Annotated in this window: 15 protein-coding genes; 5 read left to right on the forward strand and 10 right to left on the reverse strand. The window is 62.4% G+C overall.

Features of this window, described 5'->3' with window-relative positions; translation table 11 throughout:
* The first annotated feature begins 52 nt into the window (after positions 1–52).
* Complete coding sequence (argH, locus tag APH30_RS06830; RefSeq protein ID WP_054912031.1) at positions 53–1447, forward strand: argininosuccinate lyase; 1395 nt, start codon at positions 53–55, stop codon at positions 1445–1447.
* A gap of 89 nt (positions 1448–1536) precedes the next feature.
* On the opposite strand, the gene APH30_RS06835 is transcribed toward argH, so the two are convergent.
* On the reverse strand, positions 1537–2199 hold the full coding sequence (locus tag APH30_RS06835) for a glutathione S-transferase (RefSeq protein ID WP_054912032.1): 663 nt from the start codon (positions 2197–2199) through the stop codon (positions 1537–1539).
* Positions 2200–2348: 149 nt separating this feature from the next.
* On the opposite strand from APH30_RS06835, the gene APH30_RS06840 reads away from it, so the two are divergent.
* Both APH30_RS06840 and APH30_RS06845 read left to right on the forward strand, forming a co-directional pair.
* Complete coding sequence (locus APH30_RS06840) at positions 2349–2648, forward strand: hypothetical protein (RefSeq protein WP_054912033.1); 300 nt, start codon at positions 2349–2351, stop codon at positions 2646–2648.
* A gap of 69 nt (positions 2649–2717) precedes the next feature.
* The gene (locus APH30_RS06845) at positions 2718–2963 is read left to right on the forward strand and encodes a TIGR02647 family protein (RefSeq protein WP_009682190.1); all 246 of its coding nucleotides are present in this window, start codon (positions 2718–2720) and stop codon (positions 2961–2963) included.
* Positions 2964–3118: 155 nt separating this feature from the next.
* On the opposite strand, the gene APH30_RS06850 is transcribed toward APH30_RS06845, so the two are convergent.
* On the reverse strand, positions 3119–5062 hold the full coding sequence (locus APH30_RS06850; RefSeq protein WP_054912034.1) for a cytochrome c/FTR1 family iron permease: 1944 nt from the start codon (positions 5060–5062) through the stop codon (positions 3119–3121).
* Positions 5063–5281: 219 nt separating this feature from the next.
* On the opposite strand from APH30_RS06850, the gene APH30_RS06855 reads away from it, so the two are divergent.
* Positions 5282–5737, forward strand: coding sequence for a transposase (locus APH30_RS06855; RefSeq protein WP_054912035.1), 456 nt, complete (start codon positions 5282–5284; stop codon positions 5735–5737).
* 181 nt (positions 5738–5918) lie between these two features.
* On the opposite strand, the gene APH30_RS06860 is transcribed toward APH30_RS06855, so the two are convergent.
* The 6 genes from APH30_RS06860 to APH30_RS06885 all read right to left on the reverse strand — a co-directional run bounded on the left by APH30_RS06860 (position 5919) and on the right by APH30_RS06885 (position 12126).
* On the reverse strand, positions 5919–7337 hold the full coding sequence (locus APH30_RS06860) for an efflux transporter outer membrane subunit (RefSeq protein WP_054912036.1): 1419 nt from the start codon (positions 7335–7337) through the stop codon (positions 5919–5921).
* On the reverse strand, positions 7334–8209 hold the full coding sequence (locus tag APH30_RS06865; protein WP_029885347.1) for an HlyD family secretion protein: 876 nt from the start codon (positions 8207–8209) through the stop codon (positions 7334–7336). The genes APH30_RS06860 and APH30_RS06865 overlap by 4 nt, the downstream gene beginning before the upstream one ends.
* Complete coding sequence (locus APH30_RS06870; protein WP_009682394.1) at positions 8206–8418, reverse strand: DUF1656 domain-containing protein; 213 nt, start codon at positions 8416–8418, stop codon at positions 8206–8208. The genes APH30_RS06865 and APH30_RS06870 overlap by 4 nt, the downstream gene beginning before the upstream one ends.
* Positions 8415–10502, reverse strand: coding sequence for an FUSC family protein (locus APH30_RS06875; RefSeq protein WP_054912037.1), 2088 nt, complete (start codon positions 10500–10502; stop codon positions 8415–8417). Before APH30_RS06875 ends, APH30_RS06870 begins: the two co-directional genes overlap by 4 nt.
* Positions 10499–10951 (reverse strand): MarR family winged helix-turn-helix transcriptional regulator, encoded by a 453-nt coding sequence (locus tag APH30_RS06880; RefSeq protein WP_029885345.1) that lies wholly within the window; start codon positions 10949–10951, stop codon positions 10499–10501. Before APH30_RS06880 ends, APH30_RS06875 begins: the two co-directional genes overlap by 4 nt.
* A gap of 380 nt (positions 10952–11331) precedes the next feature.
* Positions 11332–12126, reverse strand: coding sequence for a tetratricopeptide repeat protein (locus APH30_RS06885; protein ID WP_054912038.1), 795 nt, complete (start codon positions 12124–12126; stop codon positions 11332–11334).
* Positions 12127–12333: 207 nt separating this feature from the next.
* Here APH30_RS06885 and APH30_RS06890 point away from each other — a divergent pair, with 207 nt between their 5' ends.
* Complete coding sequence (locus APH30_RS06890; RefSeq protein ID WP_054912039.1) at positions 12334–12894, forward strand: WYL domain-containing protein; 561 nt, start codon at positions 12334–12336, stop codon at positions 12892–12894.
* Positions 12895–12917: 23 nt separating this feature from the next.
* Here APH30_RS06890 and APH30_RS06895 read toward each other — a convergent pair whose 3' ends face one another.
* Positions 12918–13259: a hypothetical protein gene (locus APH30_RS06895; RefSeq protein WP_054912040.1), complete on the reverse strand. Its 342-nt coding sequence runs from the start codon at positions 13257–13259 to the stop codon at positions 12918–12920.
* 212 nt (positions 13260–13471) lie between these two features.
* On the reverse strand, positions 13472–17420 hold a 3949-nt coding region (locus APH30_RS06900; RefSeq protein WP_156326377.1), incomplete at its 5' end, for an immunoglobulin-like domain-containing protein.

Genomic DNA, 17420 nt, shown 5'->3' on the forward strand with positions numbered 1-17420 from the left:
CCCTGTTATTATCGGCGCCACTTTTTCGTTCACGCCTGCAATGAGTGAATCCATGAGCACCGACAAGACCAATCAGTCCTGGGGCGGCCGCTTCAGTGAGCCCGTCGACGCCTTCGTCGCCCGCTTCACCGCCTCGGTCGATTTCGACAAGCGCCTGTACCGCCACGACATCATGGGTTCGATCGCCCATGCCACCATGCTGGCGCAAGTCGGCGTGCTCAGCGATGCCGAGCGCGACACCATCATCGATGGCCTGAAAACCATCCAGGCCGAGATCGAGGCCGGCAACTTCGACTGGCGCGTCGACCTTGAAGACGTGCACATGAACATCGAGGCACGCCTGACCGACCGCATTGGCATCACCGGCAAGAAGCTGCACACCGGCCGTAGCCGCAACGACCAGGTGGCAACCGATATCCGCTTGTGGCTGCGCGATGAAATCGACCTTATCCTGGCCGAAATCACCCGCCTGCAGCAGGGCCTGCTGGAGCAGGCCGAGCGCGAAGCCGAAACCATCATGCCGGGCTTCACCCACCTGCAGACCGCGCAGCCGGTCACCTTCGGCCACCACCTGCTGGCCTGGTTTGAAATGCTCAGCCGCGACTACGAGCGCCTGGTCGATTGCCGCAAGCGCACCAACCGCATGCCGCTGGGCAGCGCCGCACTGGCCGGTACCACCTACCCGATCGACCGCGAACTGACCTGCAAGCTGTTGGGCTTCGAGGCCGTGGGCGGCAACTCGCTGGACGGCGTTTCGGACCGTGACTTCGCCATCGAATTCTGCGCTGCAGCCAGCGTGGCGATGATGCACCTCTCGCGCTTCTCCGAAGAGCTGGTGCTGTGGACCAGCGCGCAGTTCCAGTTCATCGACCTGCCGGACCGCTTCTGCACCGGCAGCTCGATCATGCCGCAGAAAAAGAACCCCGACGTGCCAGAGCTGGTACGTGGCAAGACCGGCCGCGTGTTCGGCGCCTTGACCGGCCTGCTGACCCTGATGAAAGGCCAGCCGCTGGCCTACAACAAGGACAACCAGGAAGACAAGGAGCCGCTGTTCGACGCTGCCGATACCCTGCGCGACTCGCTGCGTGCCTTTGCCGACATGATCCCGGCGATCAAGCCCAAGCACGCCATAATGCGTGAAGCGGCGCTGCGTGGCTTCTCCACGGCTACCGACCTGGCCGACTACCTGGTACGCCGTGGCCTGCCGTTCCGCGACTGCCACGAAATCGTTGGCCATGCGGTGAAGTATGGGGTGGATACCGGCAAGGACCTGGCCGAGATGAGCCTGGACGAACTGCGCCAGTTCAGCGACCACATCGAGCAGGATGTGTTTGCCGTACTGACCCTGGAAGGGTCGGTGAATGCGCGTGACCATATTGGTGGTACGGCGCCGGCGCAGGTGCGGGCTGCCGTTGTTCGTGGCAAAGCCCTGTTGGCGTCTCGCTAAGCCTCAAGGCGAGGGCTTCGCCCTCGTTCGCGGGCCCGCCCGCTCCCACAGTGGGAGCGGGCGTGCCCACGAAGGGCTCAACACCAGGCTCAGCGCTTACCGCTGCGAATCATCTCCATGAAGGCCGGCATCGCTGCCTCCTTGTCTGCCACGATCCGCGCCATGTGCGGGTTCTCACCCATCAGCTGGAGCAACGCCTTGGCTTGCGGAAAGTCCGCCAGCAGGTCGATGTTCAGCACCTTCTTACCCACCGCATAAGCCAGATCGACCGAGAAGCAGAACATCAGGTCTGCCAGCGTCAGTTGCTCACCCCCTACATACGGCGCAAAGCGCCCGTTACGCTTGAGCGTGGCGAAGCCGGCCAGCAGGTCGGTACGTGCCTTATCCTTGACCAGTGGCTCTACCGCCATGCCAAAGAAGGACTCGGCGTAGCAGGTACGGGCTGGCAGCTCGATGTACAGTTCAATTTCCTTGAGCAACTCGCGTACCTTGGCCTGCTGGAACGGGTCGGCCGGCAGCAGCGCCTTGCCGCCCTGAGTCTGCTCGATGTAGTCGAGGATCACGCTGGTTTCGCTGAGAAAACCGTGTTCGGTTTCCAGCACCGGCACCTTGCCCCGCGGGCTCACTTCCAGCGCCTTTGGCGCCTGGCCGCCGTAAAAGGTGACCTCTTCGAAAGGCAGGCCTTTTTCCAGCAGCGCCAGCTTGACCATGTTGTAGTAGTTGCTGACCGAGAATCCATGAAGCTTGAGCATGAGGTAACAGCCTCCGGGCCGTAAGGGGTTTGGCTCGGCTTTTATAGACCGTAAGCCTGTTCCTGACCAGCGTCATGCACCTCGTCTATGACCGGGCATTGCCGCTACAGGCGTGGCACACTGTGCATCCCACCACAGGAGTACCGCCAATGAGCGAGCCCACCGACATCGACAATGACGACGAAGCCTTCGCCGAGGCAACGCTGACCCAAGCCATCGAGAACCAGATCGAAAGCGGCGAGCCGCCGGCGGCCAAGGCCACTTTCAACAAGCTGACCCTGGTTGGTTGGGAACGTGAAGACATTCTCAACGTGATGGCCCATGTGCTGGCCTACGAGATTGACAACATGCTGGCAGAAGACCGCCCCTTCAACGGCGAGTGGTATGAAAATGCCCTGCGTGCGCTGCCCGAGCTGCCACCTGAGATGGATCAAGGCGAGGACGAATAACCCGGCTACACTCGAAGATCAGGCACCGTAGAAAGTGCCGTAATCCTCGTCTGGAAGTCAGGAGTTACCATGCCTTTTACCCCCGATCTTATCGATGAAATGGAAGTACTCGCGCTGTTCAAGCACGACAGCAGCCAGGAAGGCATCAAGATAACCAGCACTGCATCCCCCGCCCTGGTCGCCGCTGCGCAGCGCCTGCATGAAAAGGGGCTGACCGACCAACCGGATGGCGGCTACCTGACCAGCCTGGGTCATGACGCGGTTGAAAGTGTGCAGCTGTTGCAGAACATTCTCAAGGCGCCACAGCCGGCCTGAGTGCCCTTCGCGGTCAAGTGTGTAGGAGCGGCCTTGTGTCGCGGTCGGGCCGCAGAGCGGCCCCGACAATTTGTGCAGCGCTGCCGAAATCCTGGGGCCGCTTTGCGGCCCGATCGCGACACAAGGCCGCTCCTACAGGGGGACGGCGCAAGGTTTTAGTTAGCAGTTGCCCTGCGCTTCTCTGCCAGGCGCGAGCGCCCGTACAGCAAGATGATCGCCAGCAAGGCCACCGCCTGCGCCGACAGCGAGTAGGCGTCGGCATGTATCCCCAACCAGTCGAACTCGAAGAACGCTACCGGGCGCGTGCCCAGCACCCCGGCTTCTTGCAGCGCCTTCACGCCGTGCCCGGCGAACACCACTGACAGCGTGCACAGCAGTGCCGCATTGATGCTGAAGAACAGCGTCAGGGGCAGCTTGGCCGAACCGCGCAATATCACCCAAGCCAGGCCCACCAGCAGCACCAACGCCGTGGCGCCGCCTGCCAGCACCGCCTGGTGCCCGGCAGGGCCCGCCTGCAGCCACAAGGTTTCATAGAACAGGATCACTTCGAACAACTCGCGGTACACCGAGAAGAACGCCAGCACCGCGAAGCCAAAGCGCCCGCCACCACTGACCAGGCTGTTCTTGATGTAGTCCGTCCACGCAGCGGCGTGGCGTCGATCGTGCATCCATACCCCAAGCCACAGCACCATCACGGCCGCAAACAGCGCCGTGCAGCCCTCCAGCAACTCACGCTGGGCACCACCGACATTGATCACATAGGCCGCCAGCGCCCAGGTAGCGAAGCCAGCGACCAGCGCCAGGCCCCAGCCGATGTTGACGCTGCGTACCGCTGACTGCTGGCCGGTGTTGCGCAGGAACGCCAGGATCGCCGCCAGCACCAGAATCGCCTCAAGGCCTTCACGCAACAGAATCAGCAGGCCTGAGACATAACTCAGCGACCAGCTCAGGCCGTCGCTACCCAGCAGCTTTGCCGCCTGCTCAAGCTTGACCTTGGCTTCGCCCAGGCGCTGCTCGACTTGGCCCACGGGCAGGCCATCCTGCAAGGATTGGCGGTAAGCCATCAGCGTCTTTTCAGTGGCCTTGCGCGCCTGGGTATCGATGTTGTCCAGGGAGCTTTCTACCAGCTCGAAGCCCTCAAGATAGGCCGCAACCGACAGGTCATAAGCTTGGTCGCGGTCGCCTGCGCGGTAAGCGGCCAGGCTTTTGTCGAGCGTACTGGCGGTGTATTCGAGCAATTGCGCAGGGCCACGCTTGACCTGCGGCGGCTGGGCACGCTGGGCGCGGAATGCTTCCACGGCCGCGGTACCTTCGTTGGCGGCGATTTCGGCTGGGGTCTGGCGGGCCAAGTCGGCGATGTTCCAGGTTTTGTCGCCTTTGCCGGCTTCCGGCTTGGCGGTGAAGCTGGCGATGTAGGCCGCCACGTCCCAGCGCTGGCGGTCGTCCAGCTGGTCGGCAAAGGACGGCATCTCGGTGCCGTCGATGCCCAGGGCAAGGGTGTTGTAGAGGTCGAACAGGCTCAACTGGTCAAGGCGCGCGACGTCACGCAGGTTGGCCGGCGCGGGCTCCAGGCCGACGCCTGCCGGGCCATCGCCCGCGCCGCTTTCACCGTGGCAGATGGCACAGTTTTGTGCGTACAGGGCAGCACCACGGGCCGGGTCCGGGGTGATTATCGGGGCTTGGCTCACCTCATAAGCCACCGCAAGGCGTGCGCCCAGTTGCCGGGCCTGCCTGGATACCGCTGGGCCGTCCAGACGCTGGTCGATGGCCTGGCGCAGCGCTTGCACGCCCTGCTCCAGTGCCGCGTGCTCGGCATTTGCAGGCAGGCCTTTGACCAGTTCGGCCAGTACCGCGCCGAACTCGCGCTGCTCGTCGTATTCGCCGCTGTCGACCACCTTGCCGTCACTCACGGTTGGCGGGTAGTCGGCACCAATGTAGTCAAGCAGGTGCAGGGCCTTGGTAGCCTCGGCGGGGGCTTCGGCCAATGCCGCAGCGCTGCACAGCGCCAGCACCGTGCCGAGCAATAAAGCCGGCAGCCAGGCAAGCGGACGGGAACGGGTTTTCATGGCCAGTCTCGAAGGGAATGCGAAAGAGAACATTGTTCACTTCCACTTTGCTTCACTCAAGGGTGCTGGGCGGATTTCATGAAAAATCTTGGTACAAATTAAGATCAAGCGGGATGGCACGGTACCTGGGGGCAGCCTTGCCGGCGATGAAGGAGGCACCGATGCCACAGGAAACACCGGGTACCAAATGATTCACCGCGGGTAGGTCCTTACCCACTAGCCTGTTGAGCCACTATTCAAGAGGCAGGGAACATGGATCGTCCCCATTCAAAGCAGCTACGGCTTGGCCGGTTTTCGGAAACCCGTCGGTTGTATTTGCTTACCAGCACCACCCTGGCAAGAGCCCCAATCTTCAATGACTTTCGCTCAGCCCGCTTGCTGGTGGCCGAGTTCCGCCAGGCTGAAGAGGAAGGTAGCGCCCGATCGCTTGCCTGGGTGGTGATGCCTGACCATTTCCACTGGTTGGTCGAGCTTGGGCCGGCCAGCTTGAAGCGGCTGATGCGCAGGGTGAAGTCCCGTAGCACCATGATGATCAACAGGCATCGAGGGCGAAGCGGCCAGCTCTGGCAGAAGGGGTTTCATGACCGGGCCGTGCGGCGTGAGGAGGATGTGCAGGATGTGGCGCGGTATATCGTCATGAACCCCAAGCGAGCGGGTCTTGTTGCGAGGGCTGGGGATTATCCGCATTGGGATGCGATTTGGCTCTGACCGGATGTTGCCTGCGGGGGCCCTATCGCAGGCAAGCCAGCTCCCACAGGGTTACCCATCAGCCTTGCAGCAGGGGCTGGCCTGTCAGGGCCTCAGCGCAGGCAAACCAGCTCGCACAGGAAATTATAGTGCTCGAGGACAGCGACGAACCTGTGGGAGCTGGCTTGCCGGCGATTGGGCCTCAAGGTTTTGTGGTGTCATTCCAGCCACCACCGAGGGCGAGGAACACGCCAATTTGCCCCAGCGCCACTTGGCTATCAGCCGCTGCCAGTTGCGCGCGCATGTCGGTATAGGTGCGGGTCGCCTGCAAGTCCGCCAGGAACGACTCACGCCCGGCCTGGTAGTACCGGTGCGTCTGGTCAGCCGCATCCTTGGCCGACTTCTCTGCCTCGGCCAGTGCGTCACGCCGGTCCAGCAGGGCACTGTACTGCGCCAGGCGAGTCTGGGTCTCGCGGATGGCGTTCAGTACCACGCCGTCGAAATTCGCCAAGGCTGCTTGCGTAGAGGCTTCAGCCATGCGAATGCGGGCGCGTGTGCCGTTGGTGGGGATGCTCCAGCTGATCTGCGGGCCGAAACCCCAGCGGTTGGTCGACGGCTCACCAAGGTTTTCCAGAATACCAATCGTGCCCACCTGCGCACCGATGCTGATGTCCGGGTAAAGCGCGCCGGTAGCAACCCCGATAGAGGCAGTTGCTGCGGCCAGCTGGCGTTCGGCCTGGCGCACATCAGGCCGGCGTTTGAGCAACGCAGCACCGTCGCCCACCGGCACCAACTGGTTCAGGTGCGGCAGCTCGGCACAATCGGCGGTGCCGGCGGGCAACTGGTCTACCGGTTTGGCCAATAACGCAGCCAAGGTGTACAGGCCGGTTTCACGCTCGGCCTTGAAGCGCGGCAGTTCGGCGCGCAAGGACTTGAACTGGGTCTGCGAGCGGGTGACCTGGGTTTCATCGCCACGACCTGCATCACGCAAGCGCTGGTTGAGCTTCACGCTTTGCTCCTGCAAGTCGAGCGACTGGCGGGCGATGTGGTATTCCTCGTTGGCCGAGCACACCTGGGTATACGCCTTGACCACGTCGGCCACCAAGGTGATGCGGGCGGTATCGGCAGCAGCCTGCACCGCGTCGGCATTGGCCTTGGCAGCCTCGGTGCCACGCTTGAACGTGCCCCACAGGTCGAACTGATACGAAGCGCTGATGATGGCCTCGCCAATGTTGGCCACCGGCACCTTCTCAGGCTGCAGGAAGGCTTCGCCAGACTCCTGCAAGCGCTGGGCACCCAGTTTGACGCCGCCGTTGAAGCCACCTTGCGACTCGGCCACTTCGACCTGGGCGCGGGCCTTGGCGATGTTGGCCGCGGCTACGCGCAGCTCGGTATTGGCACTCAGGGCCTGGCGCACCAGCTCGTTCAGCCGTTGATCCTGATACAGCTGCCACCAGTCCTCGGGCACCGGCGCCGAAACCACGCTGTCGGCATCCTGGCGCAGCGGGCCATTGAGGTCGCTGCGTTGCACCGCCGCGTCCTTCGGCACCTCATAGTCGGGGCCGACCATCATGCAGGCCCCCAGCGACAGGCACAGGCCAGCCAGGATGAGCTGTTTCATGGGTGCTGGCCCTCGATGATCGACACCGTTGCGGTACGCCCGGCGATCATGCGGAAGTCCTCAGGCACTTCGTCAAACGCAATGCGCACCGGAATACGCTGGGCCAGGCGCACCCAGCTGAACGCCGGGTTGACATTGGGCAGCAGGTTGGCGCCGCTGCTGCGGTCGCGGTCTTCGATGCCGGCGGCAAAGCTCTGCACATGGCCGCGCAGGCGGGTGTTGTCGCCCATCACGCGGATATCCACGGCATCGCCGATATGGATGCCGCCAAGCTTGGTTTCTTCGAAGTAGCCGTCGACGTGATACGAGGCACTGTCGACCACCGACAGCACCGGGCGGCCGGCGGTGACGAATTCGTGGTTACGCGGCGCACGGTCGTTCAGGTAGCCATCTACCGGGCTGCGTACCACCGAGCGGTCGAGGTTGAGCTGGGCGGTATCGACCGCCACCTGTGCCTCGCTGACGGCCGAGCGGGCGCGGGCCACGCGGGACTGGCTTTCCTCCAGTTGCTCGGCCGCCACCAGGTTGCCCAGCTTGCGGTTGCGCTGCGCTTCGCGGGAGGCCTGGGCCAGGGTTTCCTGGCGCTCGCCGAGGGTGGCCTTGGCCTGGCGCAGGGCCAGGGTGAAGCGGTCCTGGTCGATGGTGAACAGCACGTCGCCGCGCTTGACGGTCTGGTTGTCGTGCACCTCGACTTTCTGGATCAAGCCCGACACATCGGGGGCGATCTGGATCACGTCGGCGCGGATATGGCCGTCGCGCGTCCAGGGCGCAAACATGTAGTAGACGACCATCTGCCATACGAGCACGGCGGCGAAGGTCACTACCAGCAAGGTCAGGACCACACGGCCCAGGGTCAGCAAAGGTTTTTTCATGGCAGCATCAGGTTTCGGCAAAAGTGGTCCACCGCGCCAAGCAGCACGGCATACAGGGCAACGTTGAACAACGCCCGGTGCCAGACCAGGCGGTAGAAATGCATGCGCACCAGCACCGCGTGCAACCCAAGGAACAGCAGGTAGGTGCCAAGCATCATCACCAACAGCGTGGGCAGGAACACCCCGCTGATATCCAGTTCACCAATCACAGGGGCGCTCCGTCGAGGCCGGCAGGCAGTTGCAGTTGTTCGGCGGGTTCGAGCATTACCTCCACACCTGGCAGCAGGGCAAGGCGCAGGCCGCTCAGCGCATGCAACAGGTGGGTGCGGGCATCGCCACGCTCGTACAGTTCATCCAGGTTCAGCGCCAGCCGCGCCCGCTCCATGTTGCGCAGCAGCGCGGCCGGCGCGTGCAGGCGCTGGCCTGCGTGCAGGCAGGCGGCGTAGTGCGCACCCACCTCGGCAACCACGGTGTTGAGCCGCTCACGGGCCTGCTGACCAGCGCGCGGCAGGTAGGCCAGCAAGTCGAGCAGGTTCAACCCCACACGCAGGTCATGCAGCGCTACACCGCTGTCCTGGCCCGTTTGCGACAGGCGCGGCAGGTGCTGCATCAGGCGGTCTAGCATCTGTACGCCAAGCTTGCGATGTTCGGCCAGGGTCGCCGGTTCGGTCATTTCGACAATGTCGCGCCAGGCGAAGCGGGTCATGCGCTTGGCAGCCAGCTCTACCCCAAAGGGGCGCATGACCAACGTCCAGATGAAGGCGAACAGCAGGCCGACAGGGCCGGCCAGGTTGGAATTCAGGAAGGTGAAGAAGTCGGCATCATAGGCGCCCTGGATGCTGATGAAAGTCGAGGTGTTGACGATGGTCAGCAACGTGCCCAGGTAAAAACGCGGTTGCACGGTCAGGGTGCCGACGCAGATGAACGGCACGGCAAAGGCCAGCACCAGCATCGGGAAGTCGTGCAGGTTGGGCAGCACCAGGAACAGGTACAGGCTGGAGAAGATCACCGACAGCAAGGTCCAGAAGAAGAACCGGTAGATCTGCGGTGCCGGGTCGTCCATGGCCGCGAAGAAACTGCACGACACGGCCGCGAGAATTACCGCGCTGGCGCCGTCGTTCCAGCCCAGGCCAATCCACAGGCCACAAGCGACGATGATCGCCAGCACCGTGGTGGCCACCGAGTACAGCATCAGGCCACGGTCGAAGAACGGTGTCAGGCGACCCAGGCGCCAGTGCCGGTACACGGCCCGCCAAGGCGTGGCATCGTCGGTGCGCAGGGCATGTTGCAAGGTGCAGCAGTCCTGCCACAGGTCGGCCCATTCGGTCAGCCGGTACAGGGCGTTGGATAACAGCAGCTCGGCGCGCTGGTCGAGCATGGCGGCAGCGGGCTGCAGGCGCTCGATCTGCTCGTGCAGCGCAGCCCAGCGGCCGACAGAAGCGCTGGCGGCAGTCCCTTGCAGCCATTCGCGAGCGCTGGCGAGCACAGGCTGCAACTGGGCGAACTGGGCCGGGGCGCGGCCCTCCAGTGCAACCAGCGCATCATCGAGCGCATCGATGACCGGCAGCAGGTGAATCATCCGCCCACGCAGCTCACGGGCGTTTTTCAGGGTATGAGGGCCAGCCCCTTCGTGGCCGAGCTGGCCGATCATCAGCTCCAGCGAGTTGAAGGTGGTGACCATCGCCCCGCGCATGCCGCCGACCTTGTCGGTGCTGCCAGCGCGGGCCAGGTAGGTATCGCTGTAGTTAAGGGCCTCGGTAAACCAGTTGCCGGTGGCGCCGACCACCACTGGGGCCAGCCGGCGAGGCCAGAAAATGGCGCCAACGACGGCTGCGCAGACAATCCCCAGGCAGATTTCCTGGGCGCGGGAAGACGCGACGTCAAACACCGCCAGGGGGTTATCCACAACCGCCAGTGCGATCATCGGCAAGGTGTAGCCGGCCAGCATCAGCATGTAGTTGTTGGCCGTGCGCAGGTTCAGCGAAAGGAACAGCAGGGTGCCGGTCCACAGGGCGATGGCAATGCTCAGCAGCAACGGCGACTGTACCAGCGGTGGCACCAGAAGGACCGCCCCCCCGGCACCGAGCAAGGTGCCCACGGCACGGTACAGCGCCTTGGAGCTGGTTGGGCCAACGAAGGGGCTGGAAACGATGTACACCGTGGCCATGGCCCAGTAGGGCCGCGGCAACTGCATGAGCAGGGCAATGTACAGGGCGATCATCGAGGCCGCGAAGGTGCGTACACCGTAGAACCAGTCCCGCGCCGGGGGGACCGAGCTGAAGAAGCCGTTCATGCCACCCCGCCTGCACCGCCCAGGCCGGCAGCCTCGAAGGCGCGCAGCACGCGCAAGGCGGCTTCCAGGTCAGCCTGATCGATGCCTTGCAGCACATCCCTGCGCACGCGCACCAGTTCGGCTTCGATGGCTTCGGCCAAGCGGCGGCCTTCAGCGGTGAGGCTCAGGGCCTTGGCGCGACGGTCGAGGGGGTCTTCACTGCGGCAGACCAGGCCAGCCTTGCACAGTTGGTCGAGCAGGCGTACCAGTGACGGGCTTTCCAGGCCGGCTGCCTGGGCCACCGCCACCTGATGCACACCGTCGCCGAGGCGCACGATCATCAGCAGCGGCGCAGCGCAGGCCTCGGAGATGCCGTAACTGGTCAACGCGCAATGGCAGATGCGCCGCCAATGGCGAGCCGCAACTACCATGCCACTGCTGACCTGCAGGCGCAGGAGATCAAGGGACATGAACAGTATCCAGGTATATTCATAGTTTGCTAACTATCAATATACGCTCGTACCTCCCCCTGTCGTCAACAGCGGGTGACGAGGGGTATGGGTGAATGGATGCGCATGCTGGAGGGTGGATTGCCTGTGCTGGCGTTATTGCCGGATTTAGCCGGGTTCTTGGGAGCGGGCGTGTCGAAGCGTCGAACCGCCGCGAACACCGGCGTAGCCGGTGCCAGCCACTGCGCTGGATTCTTCGCGGGCACGCCCGCTCCCACACAGGCCGCGTCGCGCTTACGAACTGAGTTCTCTGCGCGACAGCGCAGGCCGTAGGGCTGTGTGATCTCCCACAGGTATTGCACACATACTGCAGCCTGTGGTCGCCTGTGCGAGCGGGGGAATCAGGGGTGTATCTGGTCTTCCAGCTTCATGGTCAGGGCGAGTGTGCTGCCCATCTGCAAGGCGCGGTCGCGCCACTGCAGGTAGCGCACGCTGTCACGGCTGCTGAAATGCACCGCCAGCTCTTCGGCCGCCTGTACCACCCCTGCGGCTGCCGCCAGTTCCAGCCAGTACAATGCAGCCTTGATGTCGGGTTCCACGTACAACCCGTGCATCAAGCGATAACCCACCTCGAAGCGGCAACGCGCTTCGCCACGCTCGGCCCCGCGCATGAACCACTGGTAGGCCTGCACCAGGTCTACCTGCCATTGCTGCTCGCCATCGCACACTTCTTCTTCATACAGGTCACCCAGGGCCGCAGCGGCATGCAGCAAGCCGCGCTCGAAGGCCTGCCGGTAGCAATCCGCCGCCTGGGCATAGGAGGGGTCGACACCCTTGCCGAAGTAATGCTGCTGCCCAAGGTTGAACCACGCAGCAGCATTGCCCTGCAGCGCCGCCATGCGCAACAGGTGCCCGGCCAGCACGGTATCAGCGCGCCAATACTTGCCGTTGAGCCAGATCCAGCCCAGGTCGTTGAGTGCCGCTACGCTACCTTGCAATGCCTGGCGGCGCAGGTCGGCGTAAACCGCCTGCAGGTCACTGGCTTCGTCCAGGCGGTTGATCAGCAGCGAGCGCTGGCTGGGCAAGCCTACCCCGGCGAACAACCGATGCCGCCTGCCGGCCGGTGCCGGGGCGGCGATGACCCGTTCGGGCAAAAGGCGGGCAAGCAGCGAATGGATATTGCTGGCAGCAGACATGTTCATCCTCATTGAACGACGCACAACCCCAACCTTCGGCTGTGATGAGGCGTGATTCTGCGTGATGTCACGTCAAAACCTGTCGCGAACGATTCGGCACCAGGCAACCAAATGCGACTTACTTGATCTGAGCAGGGCGTGGCCAATTGCCATGCCCCTCGCCTGCCGCCATGCTATGACGGCAAGCCTAGACAAGGACGTTATCTTTTGCCGTTCGCCACCACCCGCGCCACCCTCAGCCGCCAATGGGCGCTGCTGCGTCAGCTACCCAGTCGCTCCCCGGGCATTACCAGCGCCGAGCTGGTGTGGCGCCTGCGCGACGTGGGCTTCACTGTCAGCAAGCGTACCGTTGAACGCGACCTGAATGAGCTTTCGTTGATTTTTCCGCTGGAGCGCAATGACAAGAGCATACCGTTCGGCTGGCACTGGGCGGCCAGCGCCGTGGGCGAACTGCGCGGTAATTTCGACTTGTTGAGCCACTTGCGCGGCGATGCACTGCAACCGGCCCAGGGGGAGGGCGTGGAGTTGGTGGCGTGGATCAGCGATGCATTGGCGCGGCAGTTGCGCGAGGCCCCGCTGAGCAGCGACATGCAGCTGACGGCGCTGGAGCATGGGCACCGGCTGCGAGCCACGGTCAGCGATGGCTGGCCGCTGCGCTGGTGGCTGTTGAGCCAGGGGGACGGGGTGGTGGTGGAGCAGCCGATGGGGTTGCGCGAGGAGATTGGCAAAACCTTGAGCAATGCGGCTGCGCAGTACCAGAATCGCTAGCCTGCGCCGGGGCTGAATCAGGCTTAGATCAACCCGCCCTGCTCATCTTCGTCGATCAGGTTATTCAGGCTGCTGAGGGCCTTGCGCGCGGTAGCGCGGTTCAGCAGCTTGGCCTGTGCACCCGGCGGCAGGTCAGTGATCTTGAATACCCCTTTGGCAGTCAGCACATCGATCAGGTCTTCAAGTACGCGGATCATGTCCAGGTCACTTTGCTTGAGCTGATTGAGGCTGTTTTCCACGACATCATCGGCAAACCATTCCTGAATATCGGCGTGGTCGGCTGGGAGCATTTCGGTGAACTCATCAAAAGCGGCTGCCTCTACACGCAGCAACTCACCGGCGGCATTGCGTTGCACGTAGAACATGGCGGTGTCCCTCGTCACTTTGGTTCCTTGTTGGTAGGCAGCAGCATAGGCAAAGATCAGCAGGCACGCAGGCCCAGCGCCTGAGTATGCGCTGTCGGAAGGTGCCAGGAAAGAGCCGGCACGGCCATTACCTGGTTCATGGGGCCCTTGCGGGCGCGGCCTTGTGGAATGAAACAGGGGCCGCGACGGTCAGGCGCGGCCCCTTCAACACATCAGCTGTCTTTGTTGTGGATGATGATGGTCGGGTCAGCACCGCTGATCAACGAGTTGATCGTGGTGTTGGACCAGTTCACCCCTTCAAGCTTGATGGTCACATCGGCATTGGCGATACCGCCTGCGGCGTTGAGCTTGCCTTCGCTGCTGACCTGCAAGGTGGTCGTACCTTCAACCGTGGTGAGCTTCAGGTAATTGTCGATGGTACTGCCCTTCTCGCCTTGCAGCAGATCGCTCAAGTCGATCTTGTCCTTGTCCCCCATCTTGAAGTCTTTGATGACGTCGTTACCGAAATCACCCGCTTTCCACACGAAGGTGTCTGCGCCGCTGCCACCGATCAGGATATCGTCGCCCTGCCCACCGATAAGGGTGTCATTGCCGGTACCGCCCAGCAGGATATCGTTGCCTTTGCCACCATCGAGCGTGTCGTTACCACCTTGGCCAAAGAGAATGTCGTTGCCATTGCCGCCCGACAGGATGTCGTTGCCGTCTTTGGCGCCGGAGATGTCGAACTCGTTGTAGTGCTCAGTGATGTACTGGTGGACATTGCTGGTGGTGATGGAGCTGACATCAACGCCGCTCTTCTGTGCGACATAGCTTTGCAGGGCCTGGTAGCCCTCGCTGACGACACCATTGAGGGTAATCAGGTCACCGAAGATGATGTCGTTGCCGTTGCCACCGTCGATGGTATCGGCACCTGGGACCGTGGCTTCGGTATGACCGAGAATCGCCTTCGCCAGGTCGGACGGGTCGATGTTGGTCTGCGGCTTACCTGCGCTGTCGTAAGGCTTCAAATCAGTGAGCGTCACATCGCTGTTCAAGCCGATAGCCTGGACTTTGCTCAAACCGTTAGTGCCACCCAGCACAGCGAAGCTCGCCGTGGAACCCGAGGCCGCATCGCTATAGCTCCACTCATTCCCCCAGCCCGCTCGCGAGGATATCTCGTAGGTGCCATCACCTTGGGCATGGATGGTGCCCACTTCGTAGGTATCGACAGAACCATTGCTCTTGTACGTGTAGACGTAAACAGTGCCACTGCTGTCGATGTCCAACCTGTGCGTACTATCGACCATGGTGCTGAACGTATCGCCAATTTTGTAATTGTTGACGTTCACCACATCGTCCAGGTACTTGCCGCCGGTCCACAGGCGGGGGTTGGTCGATTCGCCACTCTGATAGAACGTTGGCTTACCATCGGTAATGAAGTACGTCAGGTTTTCAGCACCTTTGTTACCGGTGGCCATGGTGCTCTTGAAGAAGTTGGACGTGGTCTTGAAGGCGTCTTCATAGTTGGTGCCGCCCCCGTAGTAACCACCCACCATCGAGTTAAGTACCGCCTGCAACTTGCTCAATGCATCCGCGTCGGCAAGGTTCACCGCCACGTTCTTGTTCACCTGGCTGTCGAAGTCGACGAGGAAGATGTTCACCGTACCCGAGGTATCAGCACCCAGGCTGGCCTTGAGCGAGTTGAATACCGAAGCCAACTGCGTCTTGGCATCGGCAATCGACTTATCGCTCATGCTGCCCGAGCTGTCGACCATGAAGGCAATGTTGTAGTTCTTGCCCTGGACCACGTTCAGGCCCGCCACGTCGGCGACGATGATGTCGTTACCTTCGCTGCCGGTGAGGGCGTCGTTGCCCGATGTGCCTACGCTGGCCTTGTAGGTCGCGGGATACACGGTCACCGGGATATTGCCGGTGGTAATAGCCGAACCACCCACGCTTTCAGTGGCAGTCGAGATGACCTTGACGTCGAACGAACCTTTGTAGTAGGTCGGTGGCGTCAGCGTCAGGCTGCTGAGTTTCCAGCCCGTTACATCCACCGGCGTGCTGCCTACAGTGACAGTATGGCCTGCACCGTCGCTGAGCACGGTCCCTTTGGGGATACCGCTCAGGCTTACGCTCAGGGTTTCCGAACCGTCAGTGTCGGTGAGGGCGGTGGAGATAGCCACCAGTTTGACCGAGCCGCCTTCCGGCCCCTCATTGAGCTTGTAACCGTCATAGTAGCTTTGCCCGTTCACAGTGTGCAGATCGGACACGCCCAGGCCAGCCTTGGCCATCTCGGTCACGTTCTGGTACATCTTTATGTTCGAGCTGCTCAGGTCGGTGACGCCACCGTCGCCGACCTTGATGTTCAGGTCATAGCTGCCTGGGCCAGCCTGGTTGGCATGGTAGACCTCGATCGGGTAGTAGCCGCTGGTGTTCGGGGTAAAGGTCCCCGACACCTGGCCACCAGCACCCCAGGTGGCAGTGACCACAGTCTTGCCGCCGATGGTGACCACGAAGCTGTCGTCGGCAGTGCCGCTGAAGGTGTAGGTCTTGCCGGCTTCGAGGTAGATCAGGCCAGAGGTTTTCGAGCCGGTGCCACCTGCAACGCTGCCATCGGACTGAACATTGGTCGTGGTGCTGCTGGAGCTGGCACTGCCCGAGTTGGCAAAGACCGTCTTCAGGTCATCGCCGGTAATGCCGTTACCACCCGTGCCAAGACCTTTGAGGCTGTTCCAGACTTCCTTGGTGAGGCCTTTGGAATCGATGTCGGCGCTGCCGAAACTCAGCGTCGGCTTGTCGGCAACCGGGCGAATGTCGACCTTCATGGTCGAATCTGTGCCTACGTTGGTGCCGTCATTCGGCTTGAACTTGAATTGCGCGTAGTCGGCTTGCTGGTTGCCCACGCCGTTGCCGCCATAATTATCGGTACCCGACTCGTTGCGCAGCGGAACGAACTTCAGGTTGCCGGCCTCGATGCTGGCCTGGCTGACAACCTGGCCAACGCCCACATTCGTCCAGGCCGTGCCGTTGAAGAACTGCAACGTGCCGGAACCCGGGATCGAGCTGATGGTTACCGACAGACCAGTGTTGCCATCGGGGTCGGAAACATTGAAGTCGCTCCAGGCAAACACATAGTCGGTGTCTTCCACACCAAACACTGCACCGTCGCGCGAAACCGGCACGTGGTCGTTGTCCACGATGGCCGTGGTAACGCTCGACTTGCTGGTATCCACCTGCAGGTTCTCGAACTTGCCACCCGACACGCCTACGATCGTCACCACAAAGTTTTCGGTACCCTCGACCAGCTTGTCGTCGATGGTGCCGATGGTGAACGTGGTACCGCTGCTGTTGGCCGGAATTTTCACAGTGGTCACACCGATGAAGTCCTCGCCGTTCTTGGCGGTGCCGCTGTAGCTGAGCGTGACGGTGACTTCGTCCTTGGCCTCGTGGGTGAGGTTCAGGGTGTAAGTACCCGTCTCGCCTTCGTTCAGAGACGTCGTGCCGTTGATGCTGACTTTGGCAACGTCACCTTGGCCAGACGGCTCGTCGGTGACCGATGTGCTGACGCTGGTGGTGCTCGGTACCAGTTTCTCGAACACCTTGTCGCCGCTCACGGTGATGCCGGTGATCGACTTGGTGATCGTCGGCTGGCCGCCTACGTATACGTCGTCCGGCGCATTGATGGTCACGCTGCCGGTGGCCGAACCCGCATTGATGGTGACCTGGGTGCCACCGCTCAGGGTGACGGTTACACCGCCATGGCCGGTAACCGGCAGGTTGCTGTTATCGCCCACCAAGGTCACGGTGTACGTAATCGCGCCACCTTCGGCCACGGTGGACTTGTCCACCGACAGCACTGCAGTGACCTTGCTTTCGGTATCGGTCACGCTGACCGAGGCCGGGTTGCTGAACTCCAGCTTCTCGAAGGTGGCGTTCGGCACTTCGGCCTTGCTGATACCCACCGTGACGGTGCCCGGGTCCTTGAACACGTCGTCACCTTGCGCCGGTGCGGTGTAGACCTTGCTGGTCTCGCCCGCCTTGAAGAGCACGGTGTCGTTGTTGCTCAGGGTGACGGTCAGGTCCTTGTCCAGCGGCTTGTTCAGGCTGACGGTGAAGGTCGGTGCAGTGGCTTCGTTGACCGAAGACTGGTTGGCAACGATGCTGACCTTGACCAGGTCG

This window comes from Pseudomonas sp. NBRC 111127 (genome assembly GCF_001320345.1).
GTDB lineage: Bacteria > Pseudomonadota > Gammaproteobacteria > Pseudomonadales > Pseudomonadaceae > Aquipseudomonas > Aquipseudomonas juntendi.